Here is a 19,353-nt window from a genome sequence, read left to right as displayed (position 1 = left end):
ATCTTTTATTCACAAACCTGTGAAATAAATCATTGATTCATAAATTTGAATTCAAATTCGCAGTAAATTGTTTCAAAGCAAGCATTTTTTATACGAAATTCTTGAAAAAGAGCCTTTAATGGGGTCATTTCTTTATGATCGGGGAATTTTTTATTCCAGGTACTCCGATCTGACCGTTAAAGATGTTTGTTCTTTGCACAATATCGATTCAAATTTATTGCTATCGGATATGGCCGACTGGTATTCGCTGAGAGACCAACCCTCTGTATCAGATCTTAAAACTATTCCTGTAGATCTTTTAATCGCCTATTTACAAAGCATGCATCAGCGTTTTCTCTGGCGTCGCTTGCCATACATTCAGGACTTGATTGAAAATCTGGATCCACTTGAGTTCAATTGTTCAGATATCATCAAAGATCTCAAGTTCATTTTTCCAATATTCGTCGATGATTTTATTCATCACATCCACGAAGAGGAAGATCAGCTTTTCAGAACCGTACTGGAAATGTATGCCATCGCAAAAAGGGGAAAAAATCCGGGAAAAATGTTCATGTTGACAAATCAAAAGCCAATTCACGAAATGGCAGCTTTGCATCATGACGATGATGATGAAATGGAAGGCATTCGAAACCTGACTTCCAATTACCAATTGCCCGAAAATTCGGAATTGAATTTGCGTGTCATTTTTGCTGAATTGCAGGAATTTGAAGAGGAATTGTCAAGACATGCCTGTATAGAAAATGAAATCCTTTTTCCCAAAGCCATAGCGCTTCAAAAGGAGGTACAGAAAAAAATATTAAGTACGAGTTTTCTCAACTGATGGGAAGGATTCTGGCCTTCGATTATGGAACCAAAAGAGTGGGAATTGCCACAACGGATCCACTAAAAATTATATGTACTCCCTTAGAAACCATCCATTCAAAAGACATTATCGACTATATTAAAAACTATTTAACAAAAGAGGATGTTGAAGCCTTTGTAATTGGTATGCCTGTAAATTTGGACGGCAACGAAACAAATAATACCCAGCATGTTCGGGGCTTTGTAAATACCTTAAAAAAAACATTTCCGGCTATGCCATTGCACCTTGAAGATGAGAGATACACCTCCAAAATGGCATTGGATGCAATGATAGCCGGTGGAACGAGCAAAGCTTATCGAAAAAAGAAAGAAAATATTGATAAAACCTCAGCTGTTATAATTTTACAATCATATCTCGAAAAAAATACATTATGATCTATCCGATTGTAGCATACGGAGACCCGGTACTAAAGAAAAGAGCAAGAGATATAAATAAAGATGAACTCGATGTAAAAGAGTTGGTGGCCGATATGTATGAAACGATGTATCAGGCCAAAGGTGTTGGATTGGCAGGGCCTCAAATTGGCAAAAACCTCAGAATTTTCGTGATCGATGGTGAGCCCATGGAAGAAGATGAATTAATGGGTTTTAAACAGGCTTTTATCAATCCTGAGATCGAAGATGAATTTGGCGATGACTGGACATTTGAGGAGGGCTGTTTGAGTATTCCCAATATTCGGGAAAATGTGGATCGCCCGGAAAGGCTCAAAATCAAATATTACGATGAAGACTGGAATTTTCATGAAGAAGAATACGAGGGATTAAAAGCCAGAATCATACAACATGAATACGATCATATTGAGGGCATACTTTTTACAGATCATTTAAGTGGTTTCAAAAAAAGAATCCTGAAAGGAAAATTAAATAATATCTCAAAAGGGAAAGTTGAGGTTGATTATAAAATGCGCTTCCCGGCCCGATAATGAATTATCCAAACAAATTACCGGATGTAGGAACAACCATTTTCGCAATAATGTCGAAAATGGCACAGGACAATGATGCCATCAATCTTTCCCAGGGTTTTCCGGATTTTCAAACCTCCGAACGCCTGATCAATCTTGTTCACAAACACATGTTGAACGGAGCCAATCAATACGCAGCAATGCCGGGACATATTAAACTGAGAGAGAGAATTTCCGAAAAAACCGAATCGCTTTACGGTGTGTATTACAATCCGGAATCAGAAGTTACAGTTACTTCGGGTGCTACTGAAGCATTATTTGTTGCCATTTCTGCAGTTACTGAACCAGGAGATGAAATAATAATTTTTGAACCCGCCTATGACAGCTACAAACCAGTCATTGATTTAAATGGAGGCATTTGTATACCGGTAAGGCTCGAAGCGCCTGAGTTTAAAATAGACTGGAACAAGGTTGAGGAAAAGATTTCAAATAAGACCAAGGCGGTTATATTTAATACCCCTCATAATCCAACAGGAAGTATTTGGTCCGATATGGACTTGCAGCGTCTTGCTGAAATAGCCGAGGCCCATAATCTATGGGTGATTTCCGATGAGGTTTACGAACATATAATATTTGATGACGAAGTACATCAATCGGCCATGTTGATTGAGAGTTTAAAAGAGCGATCATTTATTATTTCTTCATTTGGAAAAACCTATCACAATACCGGCTGGAAAGTGGGTTATTGTGTGGCACCGGAAGCATTGAGTAAGTCCTTTAGAAAGATCCATCAATTTGTTTGTTTCTCAACTCATACGCCCAGCCAATTGGCATTTGCCGATTTTTTGCAATTCAAAAACGAATACCTCGACTTACCGCGTTTTTACCAAAGGAGGAGAAATAAATTTTTAGAATTGATCAAAGACTCAAAATTTGAGTTTTCAGCTTCAAAAGGAACCTATTTTCAATTGCTCTCCTATGGCCACATGGATGAACGCGATGATAAAACCTATGCCGAATACCTAACCAAAGAATATAAGATAGCCTCCATTCCAATTTCAGTTTTCTATTCGGACGGTTACGATCCTAAAATGCTTAGATTCTGTTTTGCGAAAAGCGATGAAACCCTGGTCAAAGCCGCAAATATTTTATGCAGAATTTAAATATTTCACTCATTCAAACTCATCTTCACTGGGAAGATCCTATAGCCAATTTAGCGCATTTGGAAGAAAAAATATGGCAAATAGACATAGAGACAGACCTGATAGTATTGCCCGAGATGTTCAGTACCGGCTTTTCCATGGATACTAAAAAACTAGCCGAACCCATGAATTTGCACAGCTTCAAATGGATGCAAAAAATGGCTGCTCAAAAGAAATGCGTAATAACAGGAAGCCTGATTATAAAAGAGAATGGGCATAATTACAATCGCTTGATCTGGATGCGTCCCGATGGCACTTTTGCGCAATATGACAAAAGACATCTTTTCACCTTTGCCTCCGAAAGTGACTATTATAGTCCAGGCAATGAAAAATTGATGACAGAATTGAAGGGCTGGAAAATTTTGCCGCTGATTTGTTATGATCTAAGGTTTCCGGTCTGGAGCCGAAATCTAAAATCCAATCCCTATGACCTTTTAATTTATGTTGCCAACTGGCCTGAAACCAGAATATCTGCCTGGAATGCTTTGCTCAAAGCAAGGGCTTTGGAAAATGCTTCCTATTCAATAGGTCTCAATAGAATTGGCAAGGACGGTCAAGGGCTTAATTATTCCGGTAATTCTGCTGCTTATGACTTTTTGGGGAGCGCGCTTCTGGAATTGAATAATGAAGATGGCATATTTAATATTGAATTATCCCAAGATAAATTAATTGCCTACCGGAAAAAGTTTCCTCTGTTAGAGGATCAGGATCAATTTAAAATCCTTTAATTCTTTATCATTTTTCCTGAATATATTTCTCCTTTATCTCCTTTTAATTTTAGAAAATAAATACCTGATTTATAAACAGATAGATCAATTTTATAATCTTCATTGGACTCTACTCGACTTTTTAAATAAGATCTGCCCATCAGATCGAAGACCTCTAATTCTCCTGATATTTCAGAACTTATATTGACAATATCTGAAGATGGAACCGGAAATACTTTAAGCGATTTTCTTTTTGCATAAAGAGAACCAAGTCCGTTAATAGGGGTGGACTCATTAATAAAATAATGCAAACCGCCGGTTTTTGTACCAAGCACTATATCCACTTTCCCATCATTATTTAAATCGCCCGTTGTTAATTTTAAAAATTCATTCAGTTTTTGATCAATTGGCGTTCCCGGACTTAAAGTATCATTAACAATCACATTTGATCTGAAATCGATAGTGTCTCCGGAACTGATTTCGTTGATAAAATTCGGATAAACTCTTAGCCTTCCGCGTATATCGCCATAAAGCATATCAATATCTCCATTGCCGTCAAAATCCAGAAATTCAAAACTCGGCTGAGTATTACCCAGAGGACTACCAATAAAGCCTACATCTGAATTTTGTTCAGAAAATGACGGATTCTGAATGGTTCCTGTATTTTGATAATATTTCATGTATGAAAAATTGCTGATGCCTATAAATAGATCATCGTTTCCATCGTTATCATAATCGTAAAACTTTGGAAAATCCCCGGGAAATAAACGAGGAAGACTGTCAGAATAAATTCGAATACTATCGGTGCTAAAACTCATTGGGCTGCCTGCCACAGATGTATTTGCTGCCATGTACAATTCATAATCTAAACCGCCATTTTCTCCCAACAAAAGACCGATGTCCAAAACGCCATTGCCAGTTAAATCGTGGAAAAATGGTCTTATATTTTCAACATTTCTGTTAAACAATCCCAGAAAATCATCATCGATGAGTGTAAATTCAGGAACATTCGGATCACCCGTGTTTTCATAATAATAAAGACGTCCTTTTTGTATCCCGTTAATTGATCTACCCCTATTTCCAATAAAGAGGTCCAAATCTCCATCTGCATCGTAATCCACCAATGCGGGACTTGAATAATTCCCAACATCAATCATATTATCCTGAAGAAAGTTATCCTGAATATATGTAAAACTGGGTGTCGCTGTGCTTCCAATATTCTTATAAAAATGAACTGAATTTGCCAGATCAATGGCTCCTGCAGGGTTATCCGTGGTATTTGGTGTTACCAGCAAATCCTTAATACCATCCTGGTCAACATCTTCATAAAACATAGCAGGAAAAACAAAGAAATTAATCGGAGTTGTATTAAAAGGATAGCCTAATTCCGCTGAATCAAATTGTGCGAAAGTATTTGAGCCTACATTTTCAAGATAAGTCACCTCGCTACATCCGATATCACCAAGTAATAAGTCCTTATCCGAATCACCGTCCATATCAATAGCCAGCATGGTAGAACCCGCATGCCTTGCCATTCTTGGCTGACAATACAAATTGGCGGGATTGCCATTGATATAACAATTCGCAGCAAGATTGATATCGTATTTGCCACAGGTTTGGCATTCGTAAATTCTACCCCAGCATCTTGTTACACGTTCAAATTCAGAAATTCCACAATTTCCTACCCATTCCTGCGATAAATTCCGAAAATAATCTATGGTTCCACCACTGCTGAATTCAAATGTCACCAGATCAATATCTCCGTCATTATCCACATCTTCAAAAGCCGGTATATCAGCTTCGCTTATGGGTATATTTATACTGGTATCGTATTGAATAATAGGATCAAATGTAGCCCAAATCGGATAATTAACCGGGCCATTTAAATTTCGGTAAATCTGTGCTCCTGCCGGTGTTTTGGTGTAGAGGTCCTTTCTTCCGTCACAGTTGGCGTCTCTTAAAAATACCCATCCGTAAATCCCATTAAAACCATAAGGGAAGGTCTCGGAATACTCAAGATTAAATTCATAGCCTTGTCCCTTTGCCAAAAATACCACCATCCTTCCTGAACTCTGATCGTAAAGGGCGAGATCCTCCATGCCATCAGCATTGATGTCCAGTGTATTAAATTGGGGTGCGTTTAATCCACCTGCCCATGGAAAATCCAGTGTATCGCTGTTCTCGATTACTAAGGGATCATTAGAAAATTTAAATTTATAGCCCTGAAATTGAGCAATTGCATTTAAAACGCTGAATAGGTAAAAAAATACAAGTATTAAATTCTTCATGTTAATAAAACTTCTACGGATAAAACTAGTTCAAAAAACTCAAAATTAATTGCCGTTAATTAATCGGCATTTTTAAAAATTTGAGTATAAGTAATGAAGTCAAACCTATACTTCTAAAGATCGTAAGAATTATATATGGTTTTTTGACTTACATTTTATCATTTTGCCGTATTAACTATTGGTGATAATTTTGAACTTTTTAAAGAATTTGATTTAAAGGAAATGCATAAAATTTTACTACTATCAGCATTATTTTTAATTCTGAACAGTCTCAACGCACAAAACAATACAGGAATTGGAACTATTACACCAAATCCCAATGCCTTATTGGAGCTGGACAATAATGGAAGTCCACTTGGATTGCTATTGCCACGACAAGATATTTCCACATTTACTTTGGGGCCGGCCGATTTTGGCATGATGGTATTTAATACGGTCGATAATAAAGTGTATATGTGGGATGGTACTGCATGGGTCAGTTCCACTTCCGAATGGGCGGTCAATGGAACAGATATTTTTAATCTGAACTCGGGAAATGTGGGAATAGGCACCACAAATCCACAAACAAAACTTCAGGTTGAAGCGACAGGCTCCTTTGCCGTCAGGCTAAGAAGTACCGAAAGTAATTCATCCGCTTATTCCGAATTGGAATTTGGCAGGGATAACGGTGTGGGTGGATTTTTCAAAACGGGTGGAATAGGCACTCCGGGATCCGGCGACTATCTGCAAATATCATCCCCTCAATTTATTCAGTTTATAACCAATTTTTCACCCAGGATGACCATTAGCAATGCCGGAAGTGTCACTTTGGGCAGTGGTGTAAGTTCTGATCTTTTGAACGTCAATGAAGGAAATATTACCATGTTTCGAAGCGATGGCAATGATCTGGAGTTAACTTTCGAAGCAGACAATAACGGCATTCCCTGGACCATTGGTGTGGATGATGCAGCCAACGCCGATTTTATTATTTCACAGGGAAGCAATTTATCAAACCCAAAATTATTTATAAGCAGTGGAAATGCTGTGGGTATAGGATTATCAACTCCGGTCAACAGACTTGATGTCGAAGGCGGTGCTGCTATAGGAAGCGGATATGCGGGTACAGTAACTGCACCAGCAAATGGATTAGTTGTTCAGGGAAATGTAGGAATTGGCTCAAACAGCCCTTTATATCCACTTGTGGTCGCAGGACAATCGGAGCTTTCAGGCAACGTTGGTATTGGAGCCGTTCCCGATCCTTCATATGATTTATTCATCAGCAGTGGTGCGAGTTCATCTCAGAAAATTGAAAGTTTTAATTCAAGCCTTGCTTTGTTTTCTTCCGCAAGTTCTTCCATTGTTTTGGAAAGTGGAACGGCCTTAAGTGGCACAAATACCTATACCATCTCTTCCGGGACCGGTGGTCTTTTTGTCATCGGACAACAGGTAACTTCCGGAATGTTACTATTCAGGCATAATGTCGGAGGTTCTCTCGCGGTTTTAAGCACCTCACATTTTGGGCCTTATGCCAATGCGGGTTTGGATTTAGGAAGCGCCTCATTTCGATGGAATCGCGTTTATTATACAACCGGTATATTGGGTACTTCTGACAGAAAATATAAAAATAATATTAGCAGTCTTCAATATGGCCTTAATGAAATAATGAGGCTCAATCCTGTAAGTTTTCAATGGAATGAATTTCCCGAACATGGTCAACAATTGGGTCTGATTGCCCAGGAAGTGCAGGCGGTACTTCCTGAAGTAGTTGAGGAAACATCAGGTCAAAATAAAGACCTCTTGATGAACCATATGGAATTAATCCCGGTAATGATCAAAGGTATGCAGGAATTGAAATCAGAAAATGAGCAATTAAAGGAGAGAATAGAAGCTTTAGAAAATAAATAAAATACAGTGAATCAAATTATTAAATCATTAAATTTAATAATCTGTTCTACAATACCATCATGAAAATTTTTAATACTACCCTAATTTCAACGCTATTACTATTTAGTATTTCAGCACTTGCCCAAAATAATACCGGTATAGGTACGACCACACCCAATCCCAATGCCATATTAGAATTGGACAATAACGGAAGTCCACTGGGTTTGCTTTTACCACGTCAGGACATTTCCACCTTTACTTTAGGCCTTGCCGATTCCGGAATGATGGTCTACAATACAGTGGATGATAAAATTTATATTTGGAATGGCTCGGCCTGGGTTAGCGCCACTTCCGAATGGGGCGTAAACGGAACGGATATTTTTAATTTAAATACGGGAAATGTTGGAATAGGCATCAATACACCTGCTTATAAACTCACCGTGGTTGAAAATATAGCAGGAAGCATCGCAGGCCTCAATTCTTCCGGCTCCAATACCCTGATGGACTTTAATAATGCAGGTGTAAATCCTGCCAACTGGACATTTGGATATTTGGGCAATACAGGGGGAAATCCCGGTTTTATGACATTTTTGAGAGGTTCTCACCGATTTGTAATCACTAATAATGGCGATGTGGGAATTGCAGAAACCGATCCTCAGGCTAGACTGGAAATCAATTCATCTGGCAACTCTTCTGCCTCATTTGGGCTCCTAATGTCAAATTCGAGTTTAAATCCCACCCTATCGGTAAGAGATGACGGACATGTGGGTATTGGCACCTCTGTTCCTGATGCAACTTTGACCGTTATAGATAATCAGCAACTAAATCTTCAAATTCAAAGTTCTTCGACCGTTGGCACCTGGCTTTCTATGAACAATAGCTCAGTCGGGGGAGAGTGGTTTCATGTAATTAACACCGGTTCAGCAAATGGTGAAGGAGTGGGCAAGTTATTGCTTCAACGAGGTGCGAATGGCGGCACAGCTTCGGGTTTATTTATGGCTATGGATCATGCTAGTCTGAATATTGGAATTAATCATTCTAATCCCTTAGAAAAATTACATTTATACGATCCCTCCGATCCGACAATACGATTGACGAGTAGTACTTCAACAGCATTTTCAAATGCTGCAAATAGTGGTACAATTCAACTTTTGGAAGCAAATTCAGATCCCGGTGTTTCTGCCTTTGGAGGAGGCTTGACTTATGATGGCTCAAGCAATTTATTAAAATTACAAACCTATAATGGTGCTACAAGCATCGATGCGCTATCGATTTCAAGAGGTTCAGGCTTTGTAGGAATTGCTACAACTGCTCCAACAAGAAATCTGCATGTTGAAGGGACGGGCTTAATTTCCGGCAGACTAGAATTAACAGCTACCACGGATGCCTCGGGTGCAGCGGGATCAGGGGTATTAGAAATTGCCAATGGTGTGAGAATTGATGGGAATGAAATAATTACAAATACCAATGCCACACTTTTTTTACAAAATGACAATAGTGGAGATTTAGCCATTGATGCTTCAACTTTTTACGTTGAATCCGCCGGAAACAGAGTTGGTATCGGAACTACTGCACCTTCTACTCAAAGTAAATTACATGTTGCCAGTGGTGATGTAGCTGTTGATGGCAGCACAGGCGCATTTGGTATTAAATGGGTGACAGGAAATACATTGCTGGCTCATATGCACAGGTTTGGTGCGGTTGACAACAATCTTTATGTTACCAATGCCGGAAATTCGAATTTAACAGGTGTATTTCTAGGATCTGGCGCCACCTTTTGGACATCAACCTCAGATAAGCGATTAAAGGAAAATATTGTTGAAAGCACTTATGGTTTGAATGAAATCTTACAACTTTCTCCAAAAGAGTATAATTTCATCACTAGTGAAAATAGCAAAAAGCAAATAGGATTTCTTGCTCAGGATGTATATCAAATTATTCCTGAAATTGTAAATAAAGGTGATGATGGAGAATTCAGAGGGGAAGGAAATGCCAAATTATCGTCTGAGCTAGGTTTTAATCCCTGGGGAATAAATTATACCGAACTCATACCTGTGCTTGTGAAAGCCATTCAGGAACTCAAAGCTGAAAATGAAGAGCTAAGAGAACTTATTGAAGCCATTGATTCAAAATAAATATTGCAATTCAATAAAGATACTTTTCTATAAAAATATAATCCGGCTCTGTATCTTTATATCTCTTTTAATTCCTGATAACGGGGGCTTAATTTTACCAAGATGAAAAAGATTTATCTGCTGTTAGTAATTGCGCACATGGCCTTTTTGGTCGATGCCCAAAATAATACCGGTATTGGTACAACCACTCCCAATCCCAATGCTTTGTTAGAATTGGACAATAATGGAAGTCCGCTTGGATTGCTTTTACCACGTCAGGACATTTCCACCTTTACTTTAGGCCTTGCCGATTCCGGAATGATGGTCTACAATACAGTGGATGATAAAATTTATATTTGGAATGGCTCGGCCTGGGTTAGCGCCACTTCCGAATGGGGCGTAAACGGAACGGATATTTTTAATTTAAATACGGGAAATGTTGGAATAGGCATCAATACACCTGCTTATAAACTCACCGTGGTTGAAAATATAGCAGGAAGCATCGCAGGCCTCAATTCTTCCGGCTCCAATACCCTGATGGACTTTAATAATGCAGGTGTAAATCCTGCCAACTGGACATTTGGTTATTTGGGCAATACAGGGGGAAATCCCGGTTTTATGACGTTTTTAAGAGGTTCTCATCGATTTGTAGTTACCAACAACGGCGATGTGGGAATTGCTGAAACAAATCCTCAGGCTAGACTGGAAATCAATTCATCAGGCAACTCTTCTGCCTCATTTGGTCTTTTAATGTCAAATTCGAGTTTAAATCCCACTCTATCGGTAAGAGATGACGGACATGTAGGTATTGGCACCTCTGTTCCTGATGCAACCTTGACAATTCTCGACAATCAGCAATTAAATCTTCAAATTCAAAGTTCTTCAACCGTTGGCACCTGGCTTTCAATGAATAATTCGGCAGGTGGTAATTGGTTTCATATGATCTCTACAGGATCGGCAAATGGCGAGGGACCTGGAAAATTACTATTCCATAGAGGTTCCGGACCTTTAACTGCTTCAGGAATTTTAATGACTATGGATCATAGCTCACTTAACGTTGGAATTGGTAGCACTGATCCACAATATAAATTAGATGTCTCAACATCAGGACAGGTTTTTCCCATTGTTAGAATACATAATATTGGGAATAATGCCTATAATGATGGCGGTTTCAATACAGGAGGTCTTGCCTTCCATTCTGCGGATATTACTGGTGTTGGTTCTGTGTCAACAATTGCCGCATTGTCTCAATCTGTAGGAAATTTCAGTTCTGAATTGTCTTTTAGAACCGCAGCTAATGGTTCAAGTGCAACTGTTGAGCACATGCGAATTACAGCAAACGGGTATGTAGGTATTGGCACCAGTACTCCGCAGTCAAAATTTGAATTATGGGAAAATATCCCAACAACCGATGGTTCTGCCGGAGCATGGATGCGACTTAAAAATGCAGCTTTTGGAACCGGTAGTATTTCGACCGGTATTGTTTTTAGCACGTATAACCCCGACGGAACGGATAAAGCCGGGATATTTTTTAGAAGAAGTCAGGGTTTTGGAATTGGAGATTTGATTTTCAGCATGAATAATACCTTTGATGTCAGCACGGTTAATTCAAGTAATACATTTGCAAGAATGATTCTCACTAGTGATGGAAATTTAGGCGTCGGGTCTATAAGTCCAACAGAAAGACTGGTTGTGGGAGGAAATATCTCAGCAATAGGCTTAGATGGTGATTTTTATGCAAGTACTTCAAATGGAGTAATAAATTGTGGAGGAGGTATTATGAGTGCAACAATTAATACAATTGCCGATGGCACTCCTACCTATAATATAGTCAATGGGGATGAAGATCTTTATATCCAGGATGACCTTGAAGTTGCAAGTCAGGCCTATAAACCAGGAGGAGGCTCATGGGCGGCTATTTCAGATGAACGTATGAAGCAGAATATTCAACCTTTCGTTGATGGTCTTACTAAGGTTTTACAAATAAATCCTGTTACATATCACTACAATGCTGAATCAGGGCTTGATCAAAATGAGCAGTACATAGGCGTTATTGCCCAGGATGTCCAAAACATTCTTCCCTATTCGGTTAAGACCATTCAAAAAGGGCAAATTGTAAGTGAAGATATCAACGGAATTGAAACCATAGAAAATCAAGGTCAGAGCATTTTGAGTTTTGATCCATCTTCCATTGATTATCTGTTAATCAATGCAATTAAAGAATTGAACACAAAAAACATTGAACTTCAAAGACGAATTGAGGAATTAGAAAATCAGTAATTTGTGATCAAAACGGTTAAGAAAATACTATTTGTTCCCAAGTATTATTTTTTCGTTTTATGCATTGATTAGTTAATTTTAATAATGTTACTATTTTGCCCTGAATAATTTTACTATGAGAAATATCTTCTTGGTTTGTTTGAGTATAACGTTTTTGGCACATGCGCAGGCTCAAAACAATGTTGGCATAGGAACAACTAGTCCAAGTCCAAGAACAATCCTTCATCTTGATAATTCCGGTTCTCCTTTGGGCTTATTATTGCCCAATGTGGATTTCACAACCCTTACACCATTAGCTGCAGAAGAAGGAATGTTAATTTATGATCATACCCGAAACTCAATTTTTTTCTGGAATGGAAGTAGTTGGGACCCAGTAGTTCCGGGGTGGACCTTAAACGGTAACGCAGGTACAAGTTCAGGCACTAATTTTATAGGAACCACAGATGCTCAGGATTTAACATTGAGAACAAATAACATAGAGAAAATCAGATTGACACAACAAGGTCAATTAGAGTTCTTAAATACCGGAGGATCAATTTTTATTGGCCAGGGAGCTGGTGCGAATGATGACTTAACGCTTAAAAATAATGTTTTTGTTGGTGCTTCAGCAGGGTTCTCTAATGTTTCTGGTGGATTTAATGTTGGGATTGGTGGATCAGCTTTGTCAAATAATGTTAGTGGTAGCCAAAATACAGCAATTGGCGATGGTGCAATGATTGCCAATTCTACGGGAGGGCAAAATACTGCTATTGGATTGGGAGCATTGTTTAACAATATTGATGGTTCGACCAATGTTGCTATAGGATTAAATGCTTTATTCACTGCACCTTCATCTTCTGCAAATGTCGCCATTGGATATGAAGCAATGTTAGCGAATACAAATAGTAATAATACAGCAGTTGGATTTAGAGCAATGCAGCAAAACACGCTTGGTGGTTTAAATGTGGCCTTAGGCAGTAGCTCATTAATAAATAATACTACAGGATCTCAAAACACTTCTGTAGGGCAATCAGCCTTGGCTTCAAATATTGATGGCGCACTAAACACAGCGATGGGACAAGCAGCCTTGATAAGTAACACATCTGGTAGTGGTAATACGGGAATTGGTTTATATGCGCTTGACCTAAACACAATCGGAGGAAACAATACTGCTGTTGGTATGCAATCTGCTTTTGCCAATACAACTGGTGGGGGAAATGTGGCAATGGGCTTTAATGCACTTGCTAGCAATATTACAGGAAGTAACAATACTGCTATTGGTAATACGGCAGATGTAGATTTTAATAACTTAACGAATGCCACTATGATTGGCGCAGGAGCTAGAGCGGGTGTAAGCAATAGTTTAATTCTAGGTGATCCAAATGTCAGAGTTGGAATTGGTACAAGCATCCCTCTTGGGGTGTTGCATATAGAAGACGCTGATTGGAATTCGAATTCTGTTATATTAAATTCAAACGGTATAGTAGGCTCAGCAATTCGATTCCAGAATTCATCAATTGGTAACCATGTTTATGATATTATTGGTTCAACAGGCTCAGGAGCATCAACAGGTGCTGGCTATTTCGGACTTTATGATCAAACTGCTTTTGCATATCGATTTGTAGTTTCTCCTACAGGTAATTTTGGTATAGGAACAACGGCTGCAATAAACCGACTGGATGTAGAAGGAGGAGCTGCCATAGGGAGCAATTATTCAGGTACAAGTATAGCTCCGGCTGAGGGTTTACTTGTTGAAGGCCAGGTGGGAATTGGAACATCTTCACCGGTTGCAACGAATAAGTTACATGTTTTAACTCCTGCCGGAACTCCGGAACGATACACCATTAATGCAGAAAATGTTTACGATGGCGCTAGTTTAGGTATCGGAGTATGGTCTTACATGAGAGGTTCAGGATCTGGCAATGCCTATGCCTTTTACGCCTCAAACAGCAGTAGTACATCCGGTCTTGAATATGGAGTTTATTCCACTGGTGAAGACTATAATTATTTTTCGGGAAATGTTGGAATTCAAACTACAGTTCCGGGTTATGATCTCACTTTAGGGGCAACGGGTCAGGTTTTTGCAGTAGAAAATACAGGTACATTCGTCGCAAGAAATTCCGGCGGTACTTATGAAAACTATTTTTGGCCCAGATGGTCTGATAATATTATGTACATGAATTATGGTTCAGGAGGTTTCCATATAAGAAATAATAGTTCTGTCACAACAATGTTCATGACCGACAATAATCGAATTGGAATAGGTACAACCAGCCCTTCAATTTGGGGAGATATTCATGTCGCAGGTGGAACATATGCAGTTGATGGCACCTCAGCTGAGGGTATGAAATGGGTATCAGGAAATACTTTACAGGCCGACATGTTTAGATGGGGTAATTCGAATAATGCCTTATATGTAACTAATAATGGATTAGGTAATCTAACTGGCGTATACTTATTACCTGGTGCTACTTCCTGGACATCATCTTCGGACAGGAGATTAAAAGAAAATATAAACGAAACCTCCTATGGATTAGATGAAATATTAAGGCTTTCCGTGAAGGAATATAATTATAATACTACAGAAAATAAAAATAAGAGCATCGGCCTAATTGCACAGGATGTTTATAGAATTATTCCTGAAATTGTGCAAAAAGGGGATGATGGTGATTTCAGAGGATCGGGAAATGCAGAAGAATCTGCTGAATTGGGATTTGAACCCTGGGGTATAAATTATACCGAACTTGTTCCGGTGCTTGTAAAAGCCCTTCAGGAATTGAATAGTAAAAATGAAGAACTCCAAAAACGCATAGAATTTTTGGAATCTGAATAATGTCCTTCTATTAAATCTTTAAAAATTCGGTTTTCTTTATTCTTTATAGCGTATAAAACTTAGTTATATCTAATTTTTTAATACGGTATGTCTATATTTATACCCGACTGAATTATTTATTAGTCATTTTATTGACCATCCTGATAGCCTTCCTATATGAGAAAACTGTATGTATTATTGTTATTAACGGCCTCCGTATGTGCTGTTAATGCTCAGAACAATGTCGGAATCGGAACAACCACACCCAGCCCAAATGCAATATTACATCTTGAAAACGGTGGCTTGGATTTGGGTCTGCTTTTGCCAAATGTAGAAACCGCCGGATTTACGCCTTTAGCCACAGATGAAGGTTTAATGGTATACGATTCCGTATTAGATCAAATATTTTCATGGGATGGATCGGCATGGCAGCCTGCCGGTGGAATTATCTCCCTACAAAGCGCATACGATGGTGGACAATTGATAAATATGACCAGTGGAAATATCGACTTTCAATCAAGTGCTGCCAATCCGGTTCTTTATTTGGATGAAGCCAATGAACGTGTTGGGATTGGAACCAACGCTCCAAGTGCTCAATTTGAGGTCAGTCAGGAAATAGTTGTTAACGGAATTGAAATTGGAAGGGGTTTCAATAATGACAATCGAAGCACAGGTCTCGGAATTAGAACTCTGGATGTTACAAACCTTGGAGCGGCTAATACGGCCATAGGCTACGAAGCTGGTTGGCAAATTACTGATGGAACGGACAATGTCGCTGTTGGTACTCAAGCCCTCACGGCAACCACGACTGGTAGTACGAATACGGCAATTGGTGGATTCGCTCTTCTAACGAATCAGACAGGTTCAGGAAATACTGCCATTGGAGCTCTTGCTGATGTTGGTGCACCTGGTCTCAATAATGCAACGGCAATTGGTGCGAATGCAATTGTGAGCCAGTCTAATTCTCTGGTACTTGGAAATAATGCCAATGTAGGCATAGGAACATCCACACCTGCTAACAAACTCGAAGTCATTGGTGACGCAGCAAAATTTGATTCTGTCATCATTGTTAATAATGCACAGGCTGGTTATGTGCTTACTGCTGCCGATGCAAGTGGTGCAGCCAGCTGGCAGCCTGCAGGAGCTGGTTCTTCGTGGAATTTAACTGGTAATGGCGGAACCGTTGATGGAACAAATTTCATCGGGACAACGGATAATGTGCCACTTAGTTTCCGCTTTAATAACCTTCCTAGTGGTAAATTAGATGGCATTAGTACCTCCTTTGGACTAAATGCTTTGAGCAATTTAACTACCGGAATTGACAACACAGCATACGGCGTATCTGCACTTCAGACAAATACTATTGGAATTAGAAATACCGCTTTGGGAAGAGATGCGCTTCAATTTAATACAAACGGAAGTTCCAACACTGGAATAGGATATCAATCACTTAATTTCAATACTGTTGGAGTTGAAAACACAGCTACTGGATATCAAGCATTGCAGGTTAATATAGATGGATCCAGAAATACGGCCAATGGTACTACAGCACTCTATCAAAACACCTCAGGTAATGACAATTCAGCATTTGGCTATCAGGCATTAATTTCAAATACAATAGGAATAAATAATTCAGCCAGCGGTACCTGGGCACTTCAGAATAATCTTTCAGGTAATAACAACTCAAGTTTAGGATTTCAAGCACTCAATACAAACACCACAGGATCTGACAATACTGCAATTGGTGCCAATGCAAATGTTGCCACACCGGCTTTAACCAACGCAACAGCCATTGGTGCAAATGCCATTGTGGGCGCCAGTAATTCATTAGTACTTGGAAATAATGCCAATGTAGGTATCGGAACATCCACCCCGTCCAACAAATTGGAAGTGATTGGTGACGCAGCAAAATTTGATTCTGTCATCATTGTTAATAATGCACAGGCTGGTTATGTGCTTACTGCTGCCGATGCAAGTGGAGCGGCAAGCTGGCAGCCTGCAAGTGGTGGATCTTCTTGGGATTTACTTGGAAATACCGGAACAGTAGATGGGACCAATTTCATAGGGACTACAGATAATGTTCCATTGAACATCAGAGTTAACAACCTGAATTCGGGTCGAATCGACCCCGCAGGACCCACCTTTTTTGGTTATCAAGCAGGAGAGGTTAATACAAGTACTAATTCAACGGGATTTGGTTATTGGGCCTTACGCTCTAATACGACTGGATCTGAAAATATAGCCATAGGTATTGCTGCTTTGTATTCCAATACTATTGGGTTTGGTAATTCAGGAATTGGAGCATATGCCCTGCAGGTCAATTTAAACGGAGCATGGAATACTGCCACGGGAAATTACGCCTTAGGAAATAACATTGGTGGAAATTTAAATTCAGCATTTGGACGTAATTCCATGGTTGGTAATACTTCAGGAAGTTCTAATTCCGCTTTAGGATACCAGTCATTAATAACCAACACAACTGGAACAGACAATACAGCAATTGGCGCCAATGCAGATGTGGCCTCACCTTCATTGACTAATGCTACAGCAATCGGAGCAAATGCTATTGTCGGAGCAAGTAATTCATTGGTTCTTGGTAATAATGCCAATGTCGGTATTGGAACCTCTTCGCCTAATGCTCCACTGCAATTTGCTACTGCACTCGCCAATAGAAAGATTGTCTTATTTGAAGGCGCCAATAATGATCATCAATACTTCGGTTTTGGTGTGAATGGGGCCGCTTTGAGATATCAGGTTAACGGAACTTTTGCGAGTCATATATTTTACGCTTCTGTAAATACAACCACAAGTAACGAGTTAATGAGAATTGTAGGCGATGGCAATGTAGGTATTGGTACTTCAACGCCTACAGAGAAGCTTGAAGTTGTCGGTGGGGACGCATTAATAAATAGCGTGACTGTTGGAAGAGGCTCTGGCAATGATATTTCAAATACTGCTTTTGGAAATCAAGCATTGGCAGCAAATTTGGCCGCTGGACTTGCCAATACCGCTATTGGTCAATCAGCCCTTTCTTCTAATACTACCGGAACAAGTAGTACCGCTCTGGGCTTTTATGCGCTAAGATTAAACACAACTGGATATAGTAATGTCGCAGTCGGGCATGGCGCATTGGATAACAATAGTATCGGTTTTGAAAACACTGCCGTAGGTCAAGGAGCATTACAAGCAAATACCACCGGAGGTCGAAATACTTCAATAGGCAGAGGTACACTTACCAACAATACCACTGGCTCTTATAATATTGCAATGGGATGGGAGGCTTTAGTTGGGCATCTATCGGGGAATTATAATACAGCAATAGGAAATGATGTATTAAGAAGCAATGCCTCCGGATCAAATAATACAGGTGTTGGCTCCTTTGCCGTTCAAGTTACCACAGGGGATAATAATACCGGATTCGGAAATAGCGCCCTCAGAACTAATACAACGGGAACTGATAATACAGCTATTGGTTTTTCGGCTGATGTTTCTTCAGGAGCATTAACCAATGCCACAGCCATTGGAGCCAATGCCATTGTAGCACAGAGTAATTCTGTGGTTTTAGGAAACAATGCAAATGTAGGTATTGGAAATTCTGCTCCAACTGCTAAACTTGATATTGATATTGTTAGCCCAGCGCAAATTGCTCTTAGAGTGACAAACGGGAACATTACCTCTAATAATGCTGCTGTAGTTCAATTTGACGCCAACTCTACATTAACCAACGCTTTTAGATTACAAAGAAATGGAAATGTCGGAATCGGCACGGCGACTCCAACTAATAAATTAGAGGTAAATGGAACTTTAAGATCAACTGGAAAGTCACAGATAAACGGCACTTACTTTATAACTACTGCTTCAACTTCACCCCCTGTTGATAATGAAATTCCTATAAGTTCTGGTGCTATGGCCAACGTCGTATTTTACACGGCATGTGCCAGTCCAACTTTTGCAGCTGTTTTATACATTAGTCCTGTTGGCCTTGTAGAAATAATGTCAGAGGCTGGTAATGGAGGAAATAATGTTTCAGGTAGTGGTACGAATACGCTAACACTAAATGATGCTTGTGGTCAAAATATAGATTATGTATTTACAGTAGTAGGTGGAATTGCAACAATATCTTATCCAACCGGTCCTTTCACAACAGCAAAGTGGGTGGTTACTCCTATTTAAATTTATTCAAAAAGCGGAAATCTTTATGAAATTTATATCGAGTATGATCGCTGCAAAATAAATAATAAGGAATAAAAGAAGCCATACCCAATTGTCTGATTTTAAAAGGAAAATACATAGTTTCTATGAATGCAACGCTCTGGATTTAAGAGCATAATCACTAAGAGGTTCC

General features: G+C 39.3%; 11 protein-coding genes. 10 read left to right on the top strand and 1 reads right to left on the bottom strand.

Annotated elements, in window-relative coordinates; translation table 11 throughout:
- The first annotated feature begins 67 nt into the window (after positions 1 to 67).
- The 5 genes from HZR84_09280 to HZR84_09260 are packed head-to-tail and all read left to right on the top strand — an operon-like array spanning position 68 to position 3,693.
- Positions 68 to 820 (top strand): hemerythrin domain-containing protein, encoded by a 753-nt coding sequence (locus HZR84_09280; GenBank protein QNL22120.1) that lies wholly within the window; start codon positions 68 to 70, stop codon positions 818 to 820.
- Positions 820 to 1,236, top strand: a complete 417-nt coding sequence (gene ruvX, locus HZR84_09275) for a Holliday junction resolvase RuvX (protein QNL22119.1) — start codon at positions 820 to 822, stop codon at positions 1,234 to 1,236. Before HZR84_09280 ends, ruvX begins: the two co-directional genes overlap by 1 nt.
- Positions 1,233 to 1,784 (top strand): peptide deformylase, encoded by a 552-nt coding sequence (locus HZR84_09270; GenBank protein QNL22118.1) that lies wholly within the window; start codon positions 1,233 to 1,235, stop codon positions 1,782 to 1,784. The genes ruvX and HZR84_09270 overlap by 4 nt, the downstream gene beginning before the upstream one ends.
- Positions 1,784 to 2,926 carry an aminotransferase class I/II-fold pyridoxal phosphate-dependent enzyme gene (locus tag HZR84_09265; GenBank protein ID QNL22117.1) on the top strand — a complete coding sequence of 381 codons (1,143 nt, stop codon included), beginning with the start codon at positions 1,784 to 1,786 and terminating at the stop codon, positions 2,924 to 2,926. The genes HZR84_09270 and HZR84_09265 overlap by 1 nt, the downstream gene beginning before the upstream one ends.
- A complete protein-coding gene (locus HZR84_09260) occupies positions 2,914 to 3,693 on the top strand; it encodes an amidohydrolase (protein ID QNL22116.1) in 780 nt (259 codons plus the stop codon). The genes HZR84_09265 and HZR84_09260 overlap by 13 nt, the downstream gene beginning before the upstream one ends.
- Here HZR84_09260 and HZR84_09255 read toward each other — a convergent pair.
- On the bottom strand, positions 3,690 to 5,960 hold the full coding sequence (locus HZR84_09255; protein QNL22115.1) for a T9SS type A sorting domain-containing protein: 2,271 nt from the start codon (positions 5,958 to 5,960) through the stop codon (positions 3,690 to 3,692). The two genes, HZR84_09260 and HZR84_09255, sit on opposite strands and share 4 nt — an antisense overlap.
- Before the next feature lie 222 nt (positions 5,961 to 6,182).
- Here HZR84_09255 and HZR84_09250 point away from each other — a divergent pair, with 222 nt between their 5' ends.
- From HZR84_09250 to HZR84_09230, 5 genes are all read left to right on the top strand, one after another.
- A complete protein-coding gene (locus tag HZR84_09250) occupies positions 6,183 to 7,844 on the top strand; it encodes a tail fiber domain-containing protein (protein ID QNL22114.1) in 1,662 nt (553 codons plus the stop codon).
- A 59-nt stretch (positions 7,845 to 7,903) separates the two neighbouring features.
- A complete protein-coding gene (locus HZR84_09245) occupies positions 7,904 to 9,958 on the top strand; it encodes a tail fiber domain-containing protein (protein ID QNL22113.1) in 2,055 nt (684 codons plus the stop codon).
- A 102-nt stretch (positions 9,959 to 10,060) separates the two neighbouring features.
- Positions 10,061 to 12,217 (top strand): tail fiber domain-containing protein, encoded by a 2,157-nt coding sequence (locus tag HZR84_09240; GenBank protein QNL22112.1) that lies wholly within the window; start codon positions 10,061 to 10,063, stop codon positions 12,215 to 12,217.
- Positions 12,218 to 12,332: 115 nt separating this feature from the next.
- A complete protein-coding gene (locus HZR84_09235) occupies positions 12,333 to 15,029 on the top strand; it encodes a tail fiber domain-containing protein (protein ID QNL22111.1) in 2,697 nt (898 codons plus the stop codon).
- Positions 15,030 to 15,185: 156 nt separating this feature from the next.
- The gene (locus HZR84_09230) at positions 15,186 to 19,181 is read left to right on the top strand and encodes a hypothetical protein (protein QNL22110.1); all 3,996 of its coding nucleotides are present in this window, start codon (positions 15,186 to 15,188) and stop codon (positions 19,179 to 19,181) included.
- The last annotated feature ends 172 nt before the right edge of the window (positions 19,182 to 19,353 follow it).

The organism is Hyphobacterium sp. CCMP332, from assembly GCA_014323545.1.
Classification (GTDB): Bacteria; Bacteroidota; Bacteroidia; order Cytophagales; family CCMP332; genus CCMP332.
This window is presented reverse-complemented; position numbering and strand designations above follow the sequence as displayed.